A 17,490-nucleotide genomic window follows, 5' to 3' on the forward strand; every position below is an offset into this window, starting at 1 on the left:
ATATAAGCCTCTGCGGCCTTCAAATCGTAAGCCATAGGATCACTTCAGAAGAGAGCTAAGGAGGGTTCCGCCGCCGCCAGTAGCGGTGCCGAGGAGGGATACGCCAGCACCAAGAAGCTGTTGGAACCCGCTCGGGCTGTTGTCCGGCGCAACGCCGGTCTGCGTGCTGCCGTAAACCTGCGGCGTGACGCCTAGGAGGCGCTGTAGCGTCGTCCACGGGAGGTCGATGCCGGTCTGTGTCAATGCCTGTTGCTGACTGCCGACGCCGAGAAGCTGAGCGAGCGCGTTCATGCGGCGCTGCTGCTCGGAGGATGCGAGGCTGTCCTCGACGCCCGGGGCCTGGAGATTGTACGAGTTCGTCGCGCCGGCATTGAATTGACTGACACCGTTCGCAGCATTTGCATTGAACTGCGATGTCTCGTTGGCCGCGCCGGCATTCGTGAGCGCCGTCTGCTGCCGCATCTGAGCATTTGCAAGAGCCGTCGCCGTAGCCTGATCGTGGCCTTGTGCCATCAGCTGCGCGACCGTGCTGCCGACGCTTTCGATGTGCGAGCGGTCGAGAAGCGCGCGCTGGACGGCCTCCCGCGACCCGCCGAAGCTGCCAGACGCCGCAGCACGAGCGCCGATCTCGGCCGCCGATGCATTTTTCTCGCGCGTCATTCGCTCAAGCGTCGGCGTGATGACACCGGAGACGAACGGGTTGAACGCAGCCTGCACATCGCCCGGATTGACCTGCGCCGCCGTGGCGTTCGTGACGCTGGCGTTCGACGCGGTGGCCGTCGCTGGGTTTGCCGCTGGACGACGAACCGGAGTGCTCGTGAACGCGGTCTGGGCCATGTCGCGGGCGAGGTCGAAGCCCTTCATCTGGTCCGGGTTGAAGCCGGCCACGCCATATTTCGGCACTTGAAGGAATGGCGTTGCCATCGCCGAGCCGGCATTGGATGCGGTCTGCTGCGCGCCCGAGATCCACGCCGGGTATTCCGTCGTCTGCGTCGTCTGTTGGGTCTTGTTGCCGCCGCCGAACAATCCGGGCATCCTACAAATCCTTCACGAAATTGACGCTTAGACACTCGTACCCAACGGCCTTGAGTGGTTTGCGAAAGCCTTCCCGGCAGTCCGCAAGCGAGAGAGTGGCGCCCTTCAAAATCGGCCACAGCCGATCAAGTTCGGCAATCTGGATGAATGCCGCGTCCATCAGCGTTTCGCCTCTGTCGGGCGGATATCGAGCGACTGAGCACCCCATCTGGCCGAGCGGGAGTTTGTGCCGTTCGAAAACTCAATCTGTGCCACCCGGCCGAGCTGCCGGAATGCGATTTCCGAGGTCTCGGGCTTCACCTCATAGGTTCGCGTTGTGAAGCTTGGCCCGCGCGCCCACTGCCAGAAGCTGAAGGTGGCATTGATGTTGCCGACCTGTCGGGAGAAGTCAGGCACATAGCGGAGGACGGCAAAGAGCGTGTCGCCGTCTCCGACATTGAAACGCCCGGTCTTCAGGCGCCATTGCAGCGGATCGCCATTGGCCGTGACCCCGCGCTCCTGGAAAAACGCCTGGAGGCTGACGGGATCGAACGCGATCGGGTGCGGGAAGACGCCGGCTCGGACCCACGTTGTCCGCGCCATCTCGCCGAAGAACCACTCGTTGGAGGCCCAATTATAGGCGATATACCGAGAGCACTCGTTCGTCCCGTCCCGCTTGTCGGGGTAGAAGAACCAGACCTCGTTGAACTCTGCATTGATGCCTGCGAACACCTTGTCGGACTGGCTGTTGGCGAGGTTCTGCCAAACATAATCGCGGTTCGGGCATTCGATGATTTGAGGCTCACCGCCACGGAAGATGTAGAACTGGCCGTTCCGGCCGAGCCAGAATGCCATACCCTGGTGTTCGGCCGCTGCGTTCTTGCCGAGAAGACCACAACCCGTGCCGGAGAGTTCGAAGGCAAACGGATCGGTCGCCGTGCCCGTAAAGCGCATCGTGTAAAGCGCATCGTCTGTCCAGATAAGGTTCTGGCCTCGCGTCGGAAGCCCGCCGATGATGCGGGACCCACGGGCGAGGATCGCCTCCCCGGCGAGATTGTCCTCGTCTGCCAGCCAGACCGTGTTGCGCTCGCGGTCGGACCAGCGGACACAGAGCGGATTGTAGTCGCCGTCGCTCTCCACTGTGCCGTAGCAGACCACGATGCGGTTCGGGTCCACGAACATGCCACGCGAATAGGCCGGGGCCGACTGGATGCGATAGGCTTCGCTCTCGGCCTTGATAGAGATGGAGCGGATTTGGCCGGCGAAGGTGTTGTTCTTCGCCAGAATGAGCTTGGTCGGATTGGCCGGCGCGTAGAAGCGGCGACGATAGATACCGGTGGCCGCAATCGGGTCGCCCACGAACTCGCGGATCGGCGTGTTGCTCTCGTTGAGGTCGGCGCGTTCGACTTGGAGCCGAACCGATCCCGCCGTCACCGTGGCGTCGATCTCCATCACGTAGACGAGGCCACCACGCAGCTTGCCGGTCACATCTTGCGTCAGGTCGGAAGCCGTGCCTGCCGTGGCGTTGGCTTGTCCGCCCGAGATGGACCAGCCCGTGCCTGCCGTCCAATCAGTGGTCGCGTCGAACGAGCCGTTGGCAAGCACCTCGTCATAGGACGTGAGCGGTTGCCACTCGAAGAGGCCGCCATTGTTCCGGAGCGCAAGGAGGTTGGAGCCCCAATTGTCGAGCGACCAGACGGCCGGGTCGATATCGCCGCCAGTCGGAAGGCCATAGGCGCCGAGGCCATAAAGGCCAGTGCCGTAGCCCGTTCCGCCGACGCCATCCACGAGACCGGCATCAAGGGGCACGACGAAGTCCACATATCCGCCGCCGGTTGCAGTAGACGTGGCAGCGGTCGGCGCTTCGATCGTGTAGCTGTCGTAGGTGGCGACCGTGACCGGGAAGTTGCCGTTGAGCGTGAGGCCGCCAACTGCCTGAGCATGGGTGAACGTGACGATATCGCCCGTCTTCAAACCATGGTCGAGGTCGCGCACCCGCACGGTCTTCGAGGCATTCGTGGTCGTGAACGGGTCCGTCAGCGTGCCAGCGGCTTTGTCCGGGGTGATGTCCACGAACGAGCCGCCGAAATACTGGATGAGCTGCGAGGCATTTCCGAAGGCCAAGGCGCGGTCACCAGACGAGGCGGCCCATGCGTGCGCGCCGCGTACCGGCTTCAGGTACGTGTCAGAGGATAGAAGCTCCCAGCCTCCAACGATCTCCGGACGACCACCGACGAACCGCACGTGATTGCCATCCACATAGCGGCTTTCGGACAAGGCTTCGCTGTCGTCGGCGAATAGGCCGGACTGGAAGTCGATAGCGGTCAGGGGCATGGATGCGCCTTAGAATGTCGCTCGGAAGGGGCCGTTGCCCCACGACCCGCCGAAGCCATTGGCGGCCTGCATGCCCGTGTCGGTCTGGCCTCCGGGGCGATAAACCGGGCTGTTTACGTTGGAGAACGAGCCGCCCGCGCCGGTCGGGTTGTAGGTCTTGTTGAAGTTGGCCCCGAGCGACTTTTGCCACTCGCTCATCATGTCGGTCTGGCTTTTCTGCCAAGCTGCCATCTGGTCCTGAAGCAGCTTCTGGTACTGATCTACGCCGCCGAGGCCGCCGAGGCCGCCTGTACTGCCCGTACTGCCAATTGCTGGTGTGGTCGGCGGGGTATAACCGGGAATTGTCGCGGGTCGGCCGTTCTGAGCCCCGCCCGTGTAGCCGCTTAACGAGTCTGCGAGAGCTATGGTTTTGGCGTAGTCAGGGCCGCCAAAGGTTGCAGCCCCGGTTGTAGGGTTGATGCTTGTGGCATATCCAGAGCCCCAATTACGCCCTTCATTCTTTCCAAATGTGTTGTAATGCTCCAGCGCACTTGAGAAGGCCCCGCTTCGAACACCCTGCGCCACATCAGGGTTGGCGATGAGATAATCTCGTCCGAAGTATGCAAGTTCAGGAGCGATGTTGCTCTGATAGGCCCAATTGTCGCGCGAGAGAGAACCGCCAGCCGAGGCAGCATTATAGATCGTGCTGTTCGGAGCGCGCCCTTCCAGAATGCCGAACTGCTGGAAATGGGTGAGCGGGTTGATACCTGCAGCGGCGACATCGGGGTTGTTCGCGAGATACCAAGAGGCGTCGAAGTCAGAAACGGATGCCATGGGCACTCTCCGAATACGAAAAAGACCCGCGTGAGCGAGCCTGAGAAGGGTCTGCGATGGATGGCCGAGTTAGGTGCCGATCGCTCGGACGGTGACAGAGACGTTCGCGCCAGCTTTAGTGAATGGGCCTGCCGTAAGAAGCAGCGTCCCACGCGAGATCATGGCTTGGACGGTGCAGCCAGTCACAGACGATGTGAGGATGCCGCCAGCAACCAACTGCTCGCCGCTCCAAGTGTCCAACACTTCGATGTCGAGAAGCGAGGCGAATGGTTGCTTAAAGGTGATGGTGGCAATGCCATTCGCGTTCGTTAGCTCGGAAAAGCGCATGAACTTTAGCGCCGGCTTGTCCTCCAGCGCCTTCACCCGAGCAGCCAGAGCCGAGATTGCTTGCGCTCTAGCCGTGGCCTCAGCCGTGTCCGCATTGGCTCGCGCTGTGGCTTCTGCCGTATCGGCGTTCGCTCTTGCCGTGACCTCGCCGCTCACAGATGTTGTGCGGGCTGAGACCTCGTCAGTGAGGGCCTTTGAGAGAGCCTGAAGCGCTGCAACACGGGCCTGCGTCTCGGCGTCCAGCTTGGATTGGCTGATAGCGCCGATCTCCAGCGCATGCAGCCGGTCCGCCAAATCCTGCTCTACGGCGGCGCTGATCTGGCGCAGCGTGTCGAGCGACACGAGGCCCGGCCCCTCCGCACCGTCTATGATGCGCAGAAGCATTTTCGGATCGGCGGTCGAGTACAGGACCGCAGTGTTTTCAGGCGGGAGCACGCTAGGCATTGGAGGGCGCCAAAATCCTGTCTGTCTCGGCTTGGCCGAAAGCTTGCAACATTGTGGCTTGGAGAAGCGCGAACTCTTCCGTGGAATGGTCGAGATACTGCGCGTCGTCCCAGAGCCGGCGCATCCGAACGTCCAGCTTGGTCAGTTCGGTGTCGATGGCGGCGGCTTGCTCTTCGGTTGAGCGCCGCCACACATCAGCTTTGTAGGTGATGGTAGCCTGAGATATTAGGGGTGGATCACTCTGCATCTTCTGATACTCGGCCCATTCGGCATCGGTGAGCGGGACGATTTGGCCGTCCACCATTTTATTCGGGCGGACCATCACGATTTCCTCATGCCATAAAGTTTGAAAGTACCGGAGGCGATGTTGCCGGAGCCCATGAACAATCGAACCGCATTTACGGCCGCTACTGCCCGCCTATTCCCGCTCGTTATCCCTGTTGCCAACTGATCCCCACCCGGAGGCGTGAAAGTCGATATCGTCCTGATTTGGGTCCCTTCAGTGGTCGAGGCTGGTCTAGAGATCACTACCTCACCGCTAGCCCCACCAAACTGTTGCCCCAACCTCAACCCATTCAGAAACCCAGCCACAGGGATAAGGCTATTGGCAGGGCTTCCGCCGCCGTTATTTACTCCGTTTAAGGACTCTAAAACTGAATGTGAGTAGTCAGTCGAACCAGCATCGAAACTTGAACCGTTATTGGCGGATGTCCTGAGGTTAAAGTTTGTGTCAGCGGAGGGGACGACATTCTGAAAGTGAATGACATATTCATCGTAGGCGTTTGACAGTCCTGTGAAGTCCACCGCTGCCACAGCCGACGACACCGTTTGAGCCGAAATGAAGACTAAACCGGGGACTGGTGGCGCCGGGGCCAAAGCGGCAATGGCTTGGGCCACGCGCAGCGGGTTCATGGACTTGCCGGTAGCGGTTCCGGCCTGCGCCTCAGCTTGAGTGGCGAAGTCTGCTGAGATGGTGCGATCTGCCGATAGATCGCCGCCGCCTGTCAAGCCGGTCCCAGTTGAGACTAACCGTGTTTTAGGGACATAATCCGCAGCAGCAGGAACAGGAGATTGCCAAGCAGCCCCATTCCAAACACGCATTTCATTGGAAGCCGCATTGAAATATAGAGCCCCGACGAGCAAAGCGTTGCCATCGTTGTCAGTCGTCGGGTTGGCGGCCTTGCTACCTAGATAGCGGTCATCAAACGCATCGTAGGAGTCTGCCGCAGCGCTCGCACTCGCGCTTGCGCTCGAAGCAGAATTGGCAGATGAAGTTGCGCTGCTAGCGGCGTCCGACGCGTAGCTTTTGGCGCTTTTATTGGACGTTCCATCTGGGCTAACGGCATCCATAGCCCAAGCCTTCGAAGAGCCACCAGTCGCCGTCAGATCACCAACGGCATACTCTTTAGCGGAGAACTCGCTAGAGGCGACCGCGCTGCCCGTCTTGGATGCCCATTGCTGCGCCGATCCAGCCGGAACCGTTGTGCCTACTGCGTGCTCGCGGGCAGAGTAATCTGTGCCCGAAACAGCCGAGCCGACCCTCAGCGACCATTGCCTAGCCGATCCCGAAGGCACAGCAGAGCCCGAGGCGTACTCTTTTGCAGCGTACTCGGCGCCATCAACTGTGGAGCCAGTCTTCGTCGCCCAGCCTTTAGCCGAACCGGCTGGCGCTGTCGTACCGACCGCATATTCCTTGGCCGAATAGTCTGTGCCTGCGACCTGAACACCGGTGAGCGAGGCCCAAGACTGCGCGAGATCGCGCGCGGCCTGCGCGGCGATCCGGGCGTTGTCAGTGTCGGCCACCCAATCAACGACCGACACGTCAGCGCCGTTGCAGAGGACCAGAGCCTTCCGCCCCGGAGGCAGCACGCCCGCTGCATTCCCAACCGTGAACGTGATGGCGTAGGTAGATCCACGGTTTTCGACATAGCGAAGCCGTTTGACCGGCGGGAGGGTAACGGTCGGAGCCGATGTCAGGCCGCCATCGGTGAACGCCAAAGCCGCCTTGCGAGCTTGGTTCGGTTGGTTCATCGTGTTCGACAGAGACAGATTGCCCGTGAGCGGAATGACCTCGAAGCTCTGGCTATCGTCCACCAGCCGCAGAGCCTGATTGAGACGAGCGCCCCACGCGTTTAGATTTTCCCCGGTCTCCTGAAGCTCAAGCCCGAGAATGTCGGTGTAGGTTGACGGCATCAGGGGGTCTCCAGCGTCTTGACGCGCTTCTCAAGGTCCGCGATCTGCTTCTTGAGCCGATCGACCTCGGCATTCACTTCTCGAGCGAGAGCGTGCGCCCACGAAGGCGCCTGACCATCGGCTTGAACGCTCATGGGCTTAGCCTCGTGTGATGCTGAAACGGCTGGTCAGGAGCGCGGGGTCGACGGTCGCCGTCGTCAGGCGCGAGCGGCTGATCTGCCAGCCGATGGAATTGATGGCCTCTTCGGCCAGAGCCTTCCACTTCGCCAGCGAGGCATCGTCCATGACGAAGGCGGCACCCCATCCAAGGGACGCAGCGAGATAAACGTCAGGATGGTTCTCGATCAGCCAGTTCGTCGGCTTGTCGTCGGACAGCGCGAACTTGGCCCGGTAGCGGAAAGAAAACGAATAGGCGCGGTCGCAGGGCGTGTCGATCTGGATATTCGAACCGTTGATGGCCCAAGCATTCGGAGAGCCCTGCCCGCTTTGGAGAGGCATCTCGCCAGCCACATCAGGGCGAAGCTCGACATAGGATCCGCCGCTCGTGAGATGGAGCGAGATAGGCTCCACGAAATCGGCCGGGAGTGCGAGATTGCGAGAGCCGACCTCCCCGGTGAGGGGAAGATCGGTTTCAGTGAACATCGGTTGAAGCTCACGGTTGAGGTGAGCCTCGCCTAGTCGGATAAACCCTTTGACGGCGCCCTCGAACTCGGCGTCACCCACCCGAAGCGCATAGAGAGGGATATCCCGCTGGAGGTCCGAGTACGCCGTCATGGTTAGCGTGCCTGGCTCGCGCGCAGCTCATCGAGCATGTCGGCGAAGTTCTTGCGCCGGTCGAGCTTGACGCCCTTGCTCTTGGCGTAGGCGTCGAGACGGGCCTTGTCCTCGGACGCAGCGATCTCGGTCAGTTCGTCGTCGGGACCATCACGGCCATCGCGAGGAACGACCGGCTTGTTGAACGTCTCGGCGGGGCCGAGCTTGCGATCGATCCCGTCATGGTTCTCGTCGTCGGGATGGATGTCCGTGCTGCCGAGCTGATGTGGGTAGGTCGTCGGCGTCTCAAGGAAGCCGCCCTCGTTCGGGTTCTCGCTGTGGTCCTTCTCGCTCTCGGGCACTTCGGGCGCCGGGATCGTCTTGAGGCTCGTGCTGTCGGGAGGCGTGACGGAGCCGTTGGACAGGTCGCCGTCTTCGACCTTGCCCTTAGGCGAGGTGAAATAGCCCGGGGGAAGGTCTTCACCTTCTTCGAGATAGAAGAGCTTGGCTTCGCCCGTCTTGGAATAGCCGTAGGTCGGGGTGTTCTTGGTCATGATCTCGGTTCCCTGATTGAATGAAAAAGGGGAGCCGAAGCTCCCCTCATGTCATCAGTTGCTGGCGACGCGAACAGCGAGTTCGGGGCGGATCACCTCATCGCCGTAAAGGATATCGAGGCGACATGGAAACGTGTCGTCCGAGATCGAGTAGGCGCGAACGATACGCATGGAGATGCCGTCGAGGACCTGCCGCGAGGCGAAGTCAACGCCCTTCGGCATGACCAGATCGGCCGTGACGAACGCGAAGGCGTCCTTGTCGAACGCGAGCGAGATGCCCGATGCCGTGCTCGCCGGACCGGCGAAGGTAACAGCCGCGTTGGCAGCGGGCGCCATCGAGACGTTCTGGCGAGGGCCGGTCGGAACGATCGCGGGCGAGATCGCCAGCGTGCCGGCGCCGCCCGCATAGTTCGTGGTGACGACGAACTGCTGGAGCAGACCAGTCGAGGTTTTGGTTTCCGGATGGACGCGAAACACGCCTGCGATGGTGAACACGTCGCCCTGGTTTACGGCGCCCGTGCCATTGGAGACCACGAGCGAGTTGCCGGTCTGACCAGCGCCGTTGACCTGATAGGCCGCGCCGGCACCGCGCGTATGCGCCGGCATGAAGGTGTTTTCCCAGAAGTCGAAGCCAGCGGCTCGACCCATCGAGCCGTCCTTGTACTGCTTCGAAATCTCCTTCTGGTCATTGAACAGGTTCTTGTTGTCGTTGACGATATCGACGTTGTCCTGCGTGTTCAGGAGCATGTTGAGATCGGGCGACGCGAGGCTATCCACGAGGATCTTGCGGGTGGCGAGCACCTTGGCGAACGTCGCCGGGGCGCCCTGATTGTTCACCTGCTGGTAGACCTTCTTGTACGACCGATTGATGAGGTCGCCTTCGATGTTGGCCGCGAGGACCGACATGGCGGGCTTCAGGATGCGGTCGGAGAAGTCGTCCAGCGAGAGCGTCAGCTCGGCCGACGTGAAGTTGAGATCGACGCCCTTCTGTGTGGCGACGGTCAGCGACACGTTGCTTTCGACGGTGTCCTGCGTGTTCAGGATGCGGCCGGTTCGCACAGTGTATTGATTGGGGAGCCATATGTTCCAAAGGGCTCGCTAGTTCCCTTTGCGCCCTTCCGGGCAGCTTAACCTTTCGGCTAAGAGCAGGTCATCTCATGAACTGGCCGAAGCCAGTCCCGACGCGCTTCCCCCCGCTTGGGGGTACGGGCTTGCGCCCTGACCGTCACACGTTCTTTGAATGCGGGCAGATCCCATTGTTCCGCATCTTCCCAGTCTGGCAGTTCATGCACAAGATCTGGAAACCTGCGGGAAAGCCCTGGCGCTTCAGCCATACATACATGCTGTAGCCGCCGTTGACCTTTGGGATCTCCTTGCGATGCAAATTCCCATCGTTATTGACGTGGTCAATTGACAGGAACAATGGTTCAGTTTCGCCGCAGCAATTGCAGACCGGGCCACCATAAGCAGCGTAGGTCTCGCCTTTCAAGGTGCTCATACGGAAGTCTTTCTTAGCCTTGATATCGGCCTTGTAGACCGCGATCTCGGCTTCTGACATCTTCGCGAAGCGCCGTTCGTCACTCTTTTTCTGATAGAGGCGATGCTTCTCGCGGAGTTCCGCAATTTGCTCTGGCGTTCCAGTGTCTCGGGTTTTCACCCAAGTGGTTGGAGGATTAGTCCTCGCCCGCCAGTCTTTAGTCTTTGCTGCATTGCAGGGCTTGCACAGCCAAGGCTTGCCCTGAACCATCATTTTGGCCGGGACCTTATCCCCGCACCGTTTGCACGCAATCAAAGCTTCGCTCGGTATTGCCATGTCATTCCCTGCGAGGTGATACCCTTAAAATCTATCGCAGAGAAGCTTACGGTGTCCACCGAATTCACGTCGTTCTTCACTGCCGTGTCGCCACGGCAGGCCGCCTAAATTAACGGATCTTCAGCGTGTCGCCGATCTTCGCGCCGTCCTTGGCGAAGCTGTTGTCATAGGTCCGGTTGATGGCTCCGATGAAGTTCAGCCGCTGGTGGAGGATACGCAAAGCCTCGCGCGTGATCGCCGTCGAGGTCAGGAGAGTGTTTGCCACTGGTGGTGTCCTTGATCATCCTCACGCCGCCCTGGGCTGTCGAGGATCGTTGGGTTAGCGCCCGCGCTTGCGGACTTGTTCGTTGCGACGGCGCGCCCATTCGTCGGCAGACAGTCGATCATCCAGACCTGTCGGCGCGGGCGAAGTGTTGCCTCGCGGGACAGTGGTGAGGGGAGCGACGGCTTCCTGCTGTCGTGCCTTTGCGGCGCGATCTGCTGCCTTTGCCATGGCCTTGTCGTAGCTCATGGCCTTGTGGAGCAGAATGAATGCTCGCGGGTCGCCGACTGCGTTCACGAGCTCGTCCTGGGAGTAGCCGCTCACGTTCATGGCGTAAGAGCTGACCTCCGTTGCGACCTCTTGGTTCCAGCCGGGTACTTTGCTCGTCAGGACCTTCATGGTTTCCTCGGCGCGCTTGGCGATCTCCGCTCGGGAAGACTGCTGCGCTTCGAGAGTGCGGCGCTGATGGTCCTGCTGTGCCTGCTGCTGCTTGTGATGGAGTTCGCCCGCCAGATTGTTGCGGGCCTTCTCCAACTGGTGATATTCCCGCCACGCGGCGTTCGCGGCGAACGGGTCCTGCTTCTCGTAGGCTGCCCAATCAACCTGCTCATACTGAGCGAGCTGATCGTTGAGGTTCACGAGGCGCGCGAAATCCTGAATGTTCGCGTGCTGCATCTCGGCTTGCTGGGTCATCATCTGACGCTGCTGTTCGACAGCGGCCTGATGGGTTTCCAGTTCCTTGCGTGCGGCGGCGACTTCCTGGGTCTTGCGCGTATAGTCGGCCTGCATCATCAGCTCGCCCTTGAGGGCGGCCGGGATGCGGTATTTCTTGCCGTTCCGTTCGATCTCTTCGAACTCGTCGGCGTTCTCATCACCCGGCTTAGGAGCCTCGGCTTCAAGGTCGAGGTCTAGCTCGGGCTCTCCTTCGTCACCTTCCGGCGCGAGATCGTCGTTCTGCTGCTCGGCAGTGTCACTTGCCGTGGCGTCAAAGCCATCATCCGGTGTGATATAGTCGAGCGAAGGTGCGGCTTCTGCGCCGTTGGTGTCGGACATGTGGTCGAACTCCTAGAAGGTTGGTTCGGTGTTTAGGGATGGACGCCTATTCGCTGGCGTCGTGCGACAGGCCCTTGAGCCGTGTTCAGTAGCCGCGCATCCGGCGCGGGAGCGGGGGCAAAGAGCCGTCCATCGGCATCTGCACTGCCTCAGGCAGACGCAGTTCCTTGATGGCCTTCGCGGCATTCAGATCAGCGGCGGAGCGCTCTTTCTCCGCCGTCGCGTGAAGCTTGTCGGCCTCGGCCGCAGCGACGATGCCTTCCCAGTCTCCATTCGGGCCGGGCGCGTCGGTGACATTCGCGCCGCCGTCTGCCTGGATTTTGCCGAGAGCCGACAGACGCTTGGTGAAGGCCTCGTACTGCTTCACGCTGACGTTCGCCATGTCGGCGGTGTTGTCGCCTTCCAGCTTGCCGATATAGGCCAGCATCTGCTGGATCATGGTCTTGGACTGCTCCAACTGAGCGCCCATGGACTGGATCTGCTGCTGGGCTTCGGGAGGCAGCCCGCCATTGAGCGGAGCCGGAAGCATCGCCTTCAGCCGCTCGGCGATCTCTTCCGCACCCTGCCAGTCGAGGTTCTTGACGAGGAGATCGCCGGCCAGTGGGATAATCTGCGGAAACGCCCGCATCATCTCCGTCATCTGGACGGCGGTTTCCTCGCGCTTCGTCGTGTAGCTCGGGCCGGTCGTGACGGTGAGGTCGTACTTGCCCTGAGCGAGATCGAACGTCTTGATCTGCGGCGCCTGAGACTGTCCGGGCATTACCTGACCCACACCCTGCATCGGCTCTCCGTTTGGCCCCTGCTCCATCACCTGAGGCATTCCCTGGCCCATTTGGACGGGCACGGGGCGCATCAAAGGCACGTTCGACGGAACCCCGTCCTCGCCCATGACGCGAATGATCCGCTCGGAATTGTAGACCTTCGGAATGAGGTCGATCAGGATGCGGCCGGTGTGGCGGATTGCCCGGCTCATGTTGTCTTGAAAGTGGAAGGTCGAGGTGTCGCTCTCGCGCTGGCGAGCGAGGATCGCGCGACCGCTCGTCTCGTTGCCCTGAGAGCCCATGCCAGCGTCGAAGATGCCGATGGTGGCCTTGATGTCGTCTGAGGCGTTCATCGCCTCCTGAAGGGCTCCTGCTGCCGCTCCCGTGTCGAGAGGCTGGCGCTGGGGCGGGCCGCCCGCGGTGATGTCGAACTCAAGATACGGATGGTTCTCGCTGTTCGCGGTCGCCCAGCGCCGGCCATCCGACTTGAATGCGCCCTTAGGTCCGATCCACGGCGTCTTAGGCGCGAGGGCCACGAGTTCCGTCGCCTTCGACCGCCAGTAGTTGAACATGCGCTGCGGGTCTTTGGCGTCTCGGATAAGAGACCGCAGATGCCGCTTGCGCTTGTCGTCAATCACCTCGTCGCCGTAGACGGGAATGATCGGAATGTACCGGCCCGGCCATTTGTCCGTCTTGATGACGCCGCCGCCGTTCAGGATGTGCCGGCTGACCTTGTGAGACCGCGTCTCGCGCTCGGCCTTAACGGTGATGCCCTCAAGCTCGAAGAGAAGGAGCTGAGGGACCATGTAGCCGTTGAACTCGACTTCCTTCTCGGCCTCATCCTTGTCGATGATGACGCCGTTTGAAAGCTGGAGAACCTTACGGCGAACCTCCTCGCGGCGCCACCATTTGGCAATCATCACTTTGCCGTCGCTGGCCCAATTCGCATTGTCTCCAGACCAGTTCGTCGGGTCCTCGTCGGGGTACTGGTCCTTGAACTCGTCTTCCGTCAGCCATTCCGTCTCGAAGGCGCTGTTCCAGTTCGCGCTATCGGCATCCATGCAGGACGGGTCGCCGTAGATGGAGAACGGGTCCGACACGCGCTCAATCGACAGGTCGAGGTCGAACGTGTCGTCATAAGCGTAGTCGAGATCGACCTTCAGATAGCCCCAGCCCATCGAGACGGCGCATTCGGTGGCCGTATCGTAGGCCACGTCAGCGTTCGAGGTGTACTCGATGTTGCGGATCAGGCCGTTGATGATGTGCGCCGTGGCGACATCGGCCTTGTCGTCGGCCGGGTGAACCTTGATCGACGGCTTGTTCTGCCGCGCGTCGTTGACGACCTGGCGAATGAATGCCGGGAGGCGGTTGATGGTCAGCATCGGACGCCCGTCCGTCTGATACTGTTTTGCGATCTGGTCGGGCCACTGCTCACCCAAACGCGAGAACCGAAGATCCTCGGCCGCAAGAGCGCGGTTGTCGGCTTCCGCCTCGTGAGCGGCTTCAAACGCTTCCTTGGCTTCCGCTAGCAGGTCGTGCTTTTCGCCTTTGGAGGTGGTGTCTTCGGCCATCAGCCCATCCATGAGTGAGCAAACGAAGCGCGATGATCCTTCACCGGCTCCGCCCACTTCTGTTCGACAGGCTGCGCGAAGGTGAGAACAACCGCGTCCCATTCGTCGGGGGAGCGAACCCCTCGGGCTCGCATATGCTCTTTGCTCTCGATCAGAAGGCGCTGGTTCGTATCGTAGTGATACCCAGGCGCGCAGGCATCGGCTTGCAAGCTGTCGTCGTCAGGGATGTCCACGCCAGCCGGCTCTTCAAGCCAATCTCGTGAACGCTCCCACATTTCCGCCCGCCGGTTCTTTGGGCCGGGCCGCTTGGAGCCATCGGCCATGAACTTGATCGGCTCCTGCGGCTCGCCTGCGAAGTTGATGGCGATGCAGATTTCCGAATACGGTTCGCCGTAGCTCTTCAGGATGTCGTAGGTGCCGGCACCCAAGCCGCCCACGTCGATGAAAACCGCGTCGGGCTTGTCGGCGTCGATCACCTGCTTGATCCAGTTCGCACCGGCCACGATGTCCAGCTTGGTCTTGCTCTCGCGCTTGATGATCTTCCGACCGCGACGCCATGCCAACGAGAACCGATCATCGCCAAAACGAGCCGGGTCAGCGCCAATGACGAGAGGCCCGACCCCTTCGCATTCCAGCTTTCGAGCCCGCAGAATGGCCTCCGGCTTGATGAAGCTGTCGTGACCGGTCATCTGGAAAGCTTCGTCCGCAGTCGCCGGGTACTCCTGTTTGAACAGCAGCGGGTCTTTCAGTTCCGCCATCTTGTTCCGCCGCCATGCCATCTGTTCGAGGTCGAGGCCGTGTGCGTACCTATAGGCTTCGTCCTCATCGGTCAGAATGAAGCCCTCTGGTACGGCACGGCGATATTCCGGTTGCCAGAACCACGGCATGAAAACCGGGATGTAGTCTCCGATTGCCTGCTCGGCCTGCTGCCAGCGAGCGTGAAACTCGCCGCCAACGCCGTTCGCCGTGCTCTCTAGAATGATCTCCGTCCCGGGCAGATCAGGGATGGCCTGAACGACACCGGCGAAGTGAGTCTGCGCATTAGGCCAGAAGGCGACTTCCGACCCGTGGAAGAGCTGCACCGTCTGAGAACGGCCTACCGCCTTTGCGCCTGCCGTGCCGACCGCGTAGCCGCTTCCCAGCCGGTCGAAGTAGAGTTCCTTCGCGTTCGACGCCGAGGTGGAGGGCTTCACCAGATCGGGGCAGTGCTGGTGATAGCGATCCACCATGCCGAAGAGGTTGTTGGTCGCGTCCTGCTCGTGCGTGAGGATGAAGCACCTCTGGCCGCGCGAATGCGTCACCCGATGATAGAAGCGACCGCCAACATAGGTAGAGACGCCTTGCTGCCGTCCCTTAAGGACGAGAGCGCGAACCTTGCCCGTCTCCGCCCTCTGCTGCTCTAGGCGCTCGTGGAGATATGTCTGCGCCCGGTTGAGAGTGAGCGGCACGATAGCGCCGGATTTCGATCGAATACGAAGGCACTTGCCGGCATAGTGGAGGAAATCGTCTCGAAGGCGAACCCGGATGGCCCGCTCTCGATCGCTCATCGTGCTCATTCGAGACCTGCCAGCGCGTCCTCATGCGAGACTGTGACATTGGCCGTCATCTCGACAGAGGCCAGTTTTGAGTGGACATACGGCGCGGCCTTCTCGGCGGCCCACATCCTGTTGTCCTCTGTCTGCCGTTCGTCGCGTAGGATCGACAGCATATAATCAAGCGGCATTAGCCCCGCAGCTTCCGCAGCAGCGACGCGCTCTGCGTTCTTCCTGTTTAGGGTCCCCTTCTGTCGCCCCCCGCGACGCTCCCCCGGCTTTGATCCGGCCATTGGCTATCTCTGGCTACTTTAGCCAGCCTCTGGCTCGCGGTTCTGCACGGCAGGGTCAACCCGTACGGCGTTCCACGAGCCTGGGGCAAAGACGGCGATGATACCGTCCCACCCCGTGATGACGAGATGCCCGTCTTCAACCGTTGCAGTCCGGCACGGAATAGACCCGAACGGCCCAACGTGGCTTGTGACTGTGGCCCTGTAATCGTTCTGCATGGCAGTTCCCTTCGGATTGTTGCCGGCTTCGGTGTGTCAGTAGCGATTGCCGTATTGAGCGGCGATGCGCTGCTCTTTGGTCGGGGCAACGGATGTCAGCGGGCCAGAGCCAAGCAAGAGCGCGGTCGGGTCCATCGCCTGCCCTAACTGAGCAGCTGAGGTGATGCCGGCGAGAAGCGGGTTGACGGCAGGTGCGGTTGCGGAGCCGGCGTAGAGAAGCGCATTGGCCGCTTTATCGTCGGTCGGAATGGAGCCATAGTCGGAGAACACGAACGGCATCTGATTGATGCCCTGCGTCGCTGCTTGGGCCTGCTTGCGGTAGCTGTCCCAGTTGTCTGCGCCGTTGCCGTACATGGAGGGCATCGCTGCGGCGGCAGGAGCCTGTGCTGGCTGAGCGGCGGGTTGCTCGGGCTCTCTGCCCCAGACCCATCCTGCATCCTTGCCAAACGTCGCATAGTGGATCTGCGCCGTGTTCGGACCGTACTGCTCTACTGCTGCACCAACCTCAGGGTAGCGCTTCAAGTACGCGATGGCGTCGGGGTCGGTGATGCCCTTAGCGGCGAAGTAGGCGTCGCGAGGATCAACGGCGTTGCTCATCGAAAACCCTCATCGAGAACATTGATTGACCATCCAGATTTGCGCTTGGCATCTTGCGGACAGGCAGCGCTTGACCTTGTCCAAGCTGGCGAAGTGCTATTGGGCACCGGCTTGGGAGGCATCGTGGACCATGACGGCGGGTCGTCGCCGGAGACAAGGATAGCCTGTCGCCCGAATGATTTTCAGGAAGGGACGCGCATCTCAGACAGAGAATAACTCTTAATGGACCGTTCGAGCATCGGGACCCCGCTCAGTGCTTTTCGCTCCGGAAGGGGTGCCCACTTCTGCACATATGGCTCGTGATAGTTCGCGCCATTCTCGTTTGCCCACCAGCAATCAGGCTGAGAAGGATGTCCTTCGAACCTGCTAGGCCAGCCCTTCTGCCACGATAGGATATGATAGGTCGACTGATCGTCCATGTAGGGCGACGCCACCAAAGCGAGGATCTGAGTACCGTCGCGCGGGGCCGTTTCAATTGGCTGCCATTCCATCATGACATTCTCACCTTCTGTCACTTCTTACCCTTCCCGCCGCCGCTCGACTTACCGCCTGACGATGACGACGATTTGCTGCTGCTTGACGAGCGGCTAGAGGACGAGCCCCCAACCTTGCCGCCGTCCAAGCCCACGGCGCTGTCTCTCTCGCCAAAGCCTGCGAACGAACCCGAGCGGTCCGAATATCCACCTGCATTGCCGAAGCCGCCGCTGCGAGTGTCGTTGCGACCATAGCCGCCAGACGACGAGTTCATGCCACCGAGACCACCCAGACCGCCGAAGCCGATGGACGCGCCGCCGGCGGCAGGAGCCGCAGCTTGGGGGCCGGAAAGGCGCCCGCCGAGATATCCGCCCACGAGGCCGCCGATAGGACCAGCGACTGCGGACCCGATTAGACCACCTGCAATCCGCCCTGGCGTTAGACCAAGGCGAGACATGAGGCCGGGCTGTACCGTGGCAGAGGGCG

The 17,490-nt window shown here is 61.2% G+C and carries 18 protein-coding genes; all 18 read right to left on the bottom strand.

Translation table 11 applies throughout. The features are described from left to right. Window positions 1-39: 39 nt before the first annotated feature. The 18 genes from M673_RS12130 to M673_RS12195 all read right to left on the bottom strand — a co-directional run bounded on the left by M673_RS12130 (window position 40) and on the right by M673_RS12195 (window position 16,530). Window positions 40-1,035 carry a hypothetical protein gene (locus tag M673_RS12130; protein ID WP_061976299.1) on the bottom strand — a complete coding sequence of 332 codons (996 nt, stop codon included), beginning with the start codon at window positions 1,033-1,035 and terminating at the stop codon, window positions 40-42. A gap of 1 nt (window position 1,036) precedes the next feature. After that, window positions 1,037-1,195 (bottom strand): hypothetical protein, encoded by a 159-nt coding sequence (locus tag M673_RS24630; RefSeq protein ID WP_156421119.1) that lies wholly within the window; start codon window positions 1,193-1,195, stop codon window positions 1,037-1,039. Continuing rightward, window positions 1,195-3,348: a hypothetical protein gene (locus M673_RS12135; RefSeq protein WP_061976300.1), complete on the bottom strand. Its 2,154-nt coding sequence runs from the start codon at window positions 3,346-3,348 to the stop codon at window positions 1,195-1,197. Before M673_RS12135 ends, M673_RS24630 begins: the two co-directional genes overlap by 1 nt. A 9-nt stretch (window positions 3,349-3,357) precedes the next feature. Continuing rightward, on the bottom strand, window positions 3,358-4,161 hold the full coding sequence (locus tag M673_RS24220; protein WP_148640049.1) for a hypothetical protein: 804 nt from the start codon (window positions 4,159-4,161) through the stop codon (window positions 3,358-3,360). A gap of 69 nt (window positions 4,162-4,230) precedes the next feature. Then, window positions 4,231-4,872 (bottom strand): hypothetical protein, encoded by a 642-nt coding sequence (locus tag M673_RS12145; RefSeq protein WP_148640050.1) that lies wholly within the window; start codon window positions 4,870-4,872, stop codon window positions 4,231-4,233. 52 nt (window positions 4,873-4,924) lie between these two features. Continuing rightward, window positions 4,925-5,254 carry a hypothetical protein gene (locus tag M673_RS12150; protein ID WP_061976303.1) on the bottom strand — a complete coding sequence of 110 codons (330 nt, stop codon included), beginning with the start codon at window positions 5,252-5,254 and terminating at the stop codon, window positions 4,925-4,927. After that, a complete protein-coding gene (locus M673_RS24225; RefSeq protein ID WP_148640051.1) occupies window positions 5,254-7,125 on the bottom strand; it encodes a hypothetical protein in 1,872 nt (623 codons plus the stop codon). The genes M673_RS12150 and M673_RS24225 overlap by 1 nt, the downstream gene beginning before the upstream one ends. Continuing rightward, on the bottom strand, window positions 7,125-7,259 hold the full coding sequence (locus M673_RS25095; protein ID WP_274534658.1) for a hypothetical protein: 135 nt from the start codon (window positions 7,257-7,259) through the stop codon (window positions 7,125-7,127). The genes M673_RS24225 and M673_RS25095 overlap by 1 nt, the downstream gene beginning before the upstream one ends. Before the next feature lie 4 nt (window positions 7,260-7,263). Further along, entirely contained in the window at window positions 7,264-7,899 is a 636-nt protein-coding gene (locus tag M673_RS12155; RefSeq protein WP_061976304.1) for a phage adaptor protein, read from the bottom strand. Window positions 7,900-7,901: 2 nt separating this feature from the next. After that, window positions 7,902-8,432 carry a hypothetical protein gene (locus M673_RS12160; RefSeq protein ID WP_061976305.1) on the bottom strand — a complete coding sequence of 177 codons (531 nt, stop codon included), beginning with the start codon at window positions 8,430-8,432 and terminating at the stop codon, window positions 7,902-7,904. A gap of 54 nt (window positions 8,433-8,486) precedes the next feature. Beyond that, complete coding sequence (locus M673_RS12165) at window positions 8,487-9,515, bottom strand: P22 phage major capsid protein family protein (RefSeq protein WP_082639399.1); 1,029 nt, start codon at window positions 9,513-9,515, stop codon at window positions 8,487-8,489. Window positions 9,516-9,657: 142 nt separating this feature from the next. Further along, entirely contained in the window at window positions 9,658-10,182 is a 525-nt protein-coding gene (locus M673_RS24230) for a hypothetical protein (RefSeq protein ID WP_148640053.1), read from the bottom strand. 172 nt (window positions 10,183-10,354) lie between these two features. Beyond that, window positions 10,355-10,510 carry a hypothetical protein gene (locus M673_RS24235; protein ID WP_148640054.1) on the bottom strand — a complete coding sequence of 52 codons (156 nt, stop codon included), beginning with the start codon at window positions 10,508-10,510 and terminating at the stop codon, window positions 10,355-10,357. A gap of 54 nt (window positions 10,511-10,564) precedes the next feature. Next, window positions 10,565-11,560, bottom strand: a complete 996-nt coding sequence (locus M673_RS12175; RefSeq protein WP_061976308.1) for a hypothetical protein — start codon at window positions 11,558-11,560, stop codon at window positions 10,565-10,567. Between the two features lie 85 nt (window positions 11,561-11,645). Further along, a complete protein-coding gene (locus tag M673_RS12180; protein ID WP_187301260.1) occupies window positions 11,646-13,949 on the bottom strand; it encodes a portal protein in 2,304 nt (767 codons plus the stop codon). Further along, window positions 13,892-15,448: a hypothetical protein gene (locus M673_RS12185; RefSeq protein WP_202814319.1), complete on the bottom strand. Its 1,557-nt coding sequence runs from the start codon at window positions 15,446-15,448 to the stop codon at window positions 13,892-13,894. The genes M673_RS12180 and M673_RS12185 overlap by 58 nt, the downstream gene beginning before the upstream one ends. Beyond that, on the bottom strand, window positions 15,445-15,615 hold the full coding sequence (locus M673_RS24920; RefSeq protein ID WP_244493163.1) for a hypothetical protein: 171 nt from the start codon (window positions 15,613-15,615) through the stop codon (window positions 15,445-15,447). The genes M673_RS12185 and M673_RS24920 overlap by 4 nt, the downstream gene beginning before the upstream one ends. Before the next feature lie 354 nt (window positions 15,616-15,969). Then, window positions 15,970-16,530 carry a hypothetical protein gene (locus M673_RS12195; protein ID WP_061976311.1) on the bottom strand — a complete coding sequence of 187 codons (561 nt, stop codon included), beginning with the start codon at window positions 16,528-16,530 and terminating at the stop codon, window positions 15,970-15,972. Between the last annotated feature and the right edge of the window lie 960 nt (window positions 16,531-17,490).

Origin of the sequence: Aureimonas sp. AU20 (assembly GCF_001442755.1) — a bacterium.
GTDB lineage: Bacteria > Pseudomonadota > Alphaproteobacteria > Rhizobiales > Rhizobiaceae > Aureimonas.

Coding starts and splice junctions, on each gene's coding strand:
- M673_RS12130 (WP_061976299.1), bottom strand. CDS start 1,035: ATGCCCGGATTGTTCGGCGGCGGCAACAAGACCCAACAGACGACGCAG.
- M673_RS24630 (WP_156421119.1), bottom strand. CDS start 1,195: ATGGACGCGGCATTCATCCAGATTGCCGAACTTGATCGGCTGTGGCCG.
- M673_RS12135 (WP_061976300.1), bottom strand. CDS start 3,348: ATGCCCCTGACCGCTATCGACTTCCAGTCCGGCCTATTCGCCGACGAC.
- M673_RS24220 (WP_148640049.1), bottom strand. CDS start 4,161: ATGGCATCCGTTTCTGACTTCGACGCCTCTTGGTATCTCGCGAACAAC.
- M673_RS12145 (WP_148640050.1), bottom strand. CDS start 4,872: ATGCTTCTGCGCATCATAGACGGTGCGGAGGGGCCGGGCCTCGTGTCG.
- M673_RS12150 (WP_061976303.1), bottom strand. CDS start 5,254: ATGGTCCGCCCGAATAAAATGGTGGACGGCCAAATCGTCCCGCTCACC.
- M673_RS24225 (WP_148640051.1), bottom strand. CDS start 7,125: ATGCCGTCAACCTACACCGACATTCTCGGGCTTGAGCTTCAGGAGACC.
- M673_RS25095 (WP_274534658.1), bottom strand. CDS start 7,259: ATGAGCGTTCAAGCCGATGGTCAGGCGCCTTCGTGGGCGCACGCTCTC.
- M673_RS12155 (WP_061976304.1), bottom strand. CDS start 7,899: ATGACGGCGTACTCGGACCTCCAGCGGGATATCCCTCTCTATGCGCTT.
- M673_RS12160 (WP_061976305.1), bottom strand. CDS start 8,432: ATGACCAAGAACACCCCGACCTACGGCTATTCCAAGACGGGCGAAGCC.
- M673_RS24230 (WP_148640053.1), bottom strand. CDS start 10,182: ATGATGGTTCAGGGCAAGCCTTGGCTGTGCAAGCCCTGCAATGCAGCA.
- M673_RS12175 (WP_061976308.1), bottom strand. CDS start 11,560: ATGTCCGACACCAACGGCGCAGAAGCCGCACCTTCGCTCGACTATATC.
- M673_RS12185 (WP_202814319.1), bottom strand. CDS start 15,448: ATGAGCACGATGAGCGATCGAGAGCGGGCCATCCGGGTTCGCCTTCGA.
- M673_RS24920 (WP_244493163.1), bottom strand. CDS start 15,615: ATGCCGCTTGATTATATGCTGTCGATCCTACGCGACGAACGGCAGACA.
- M673_RS12195 (WP_061976311.1), bottom strand. CDS start 16,530: ATGAGCAACGCCGTTGATCCTCGCGACGCCTACTTCGCCGCTAAGGGC.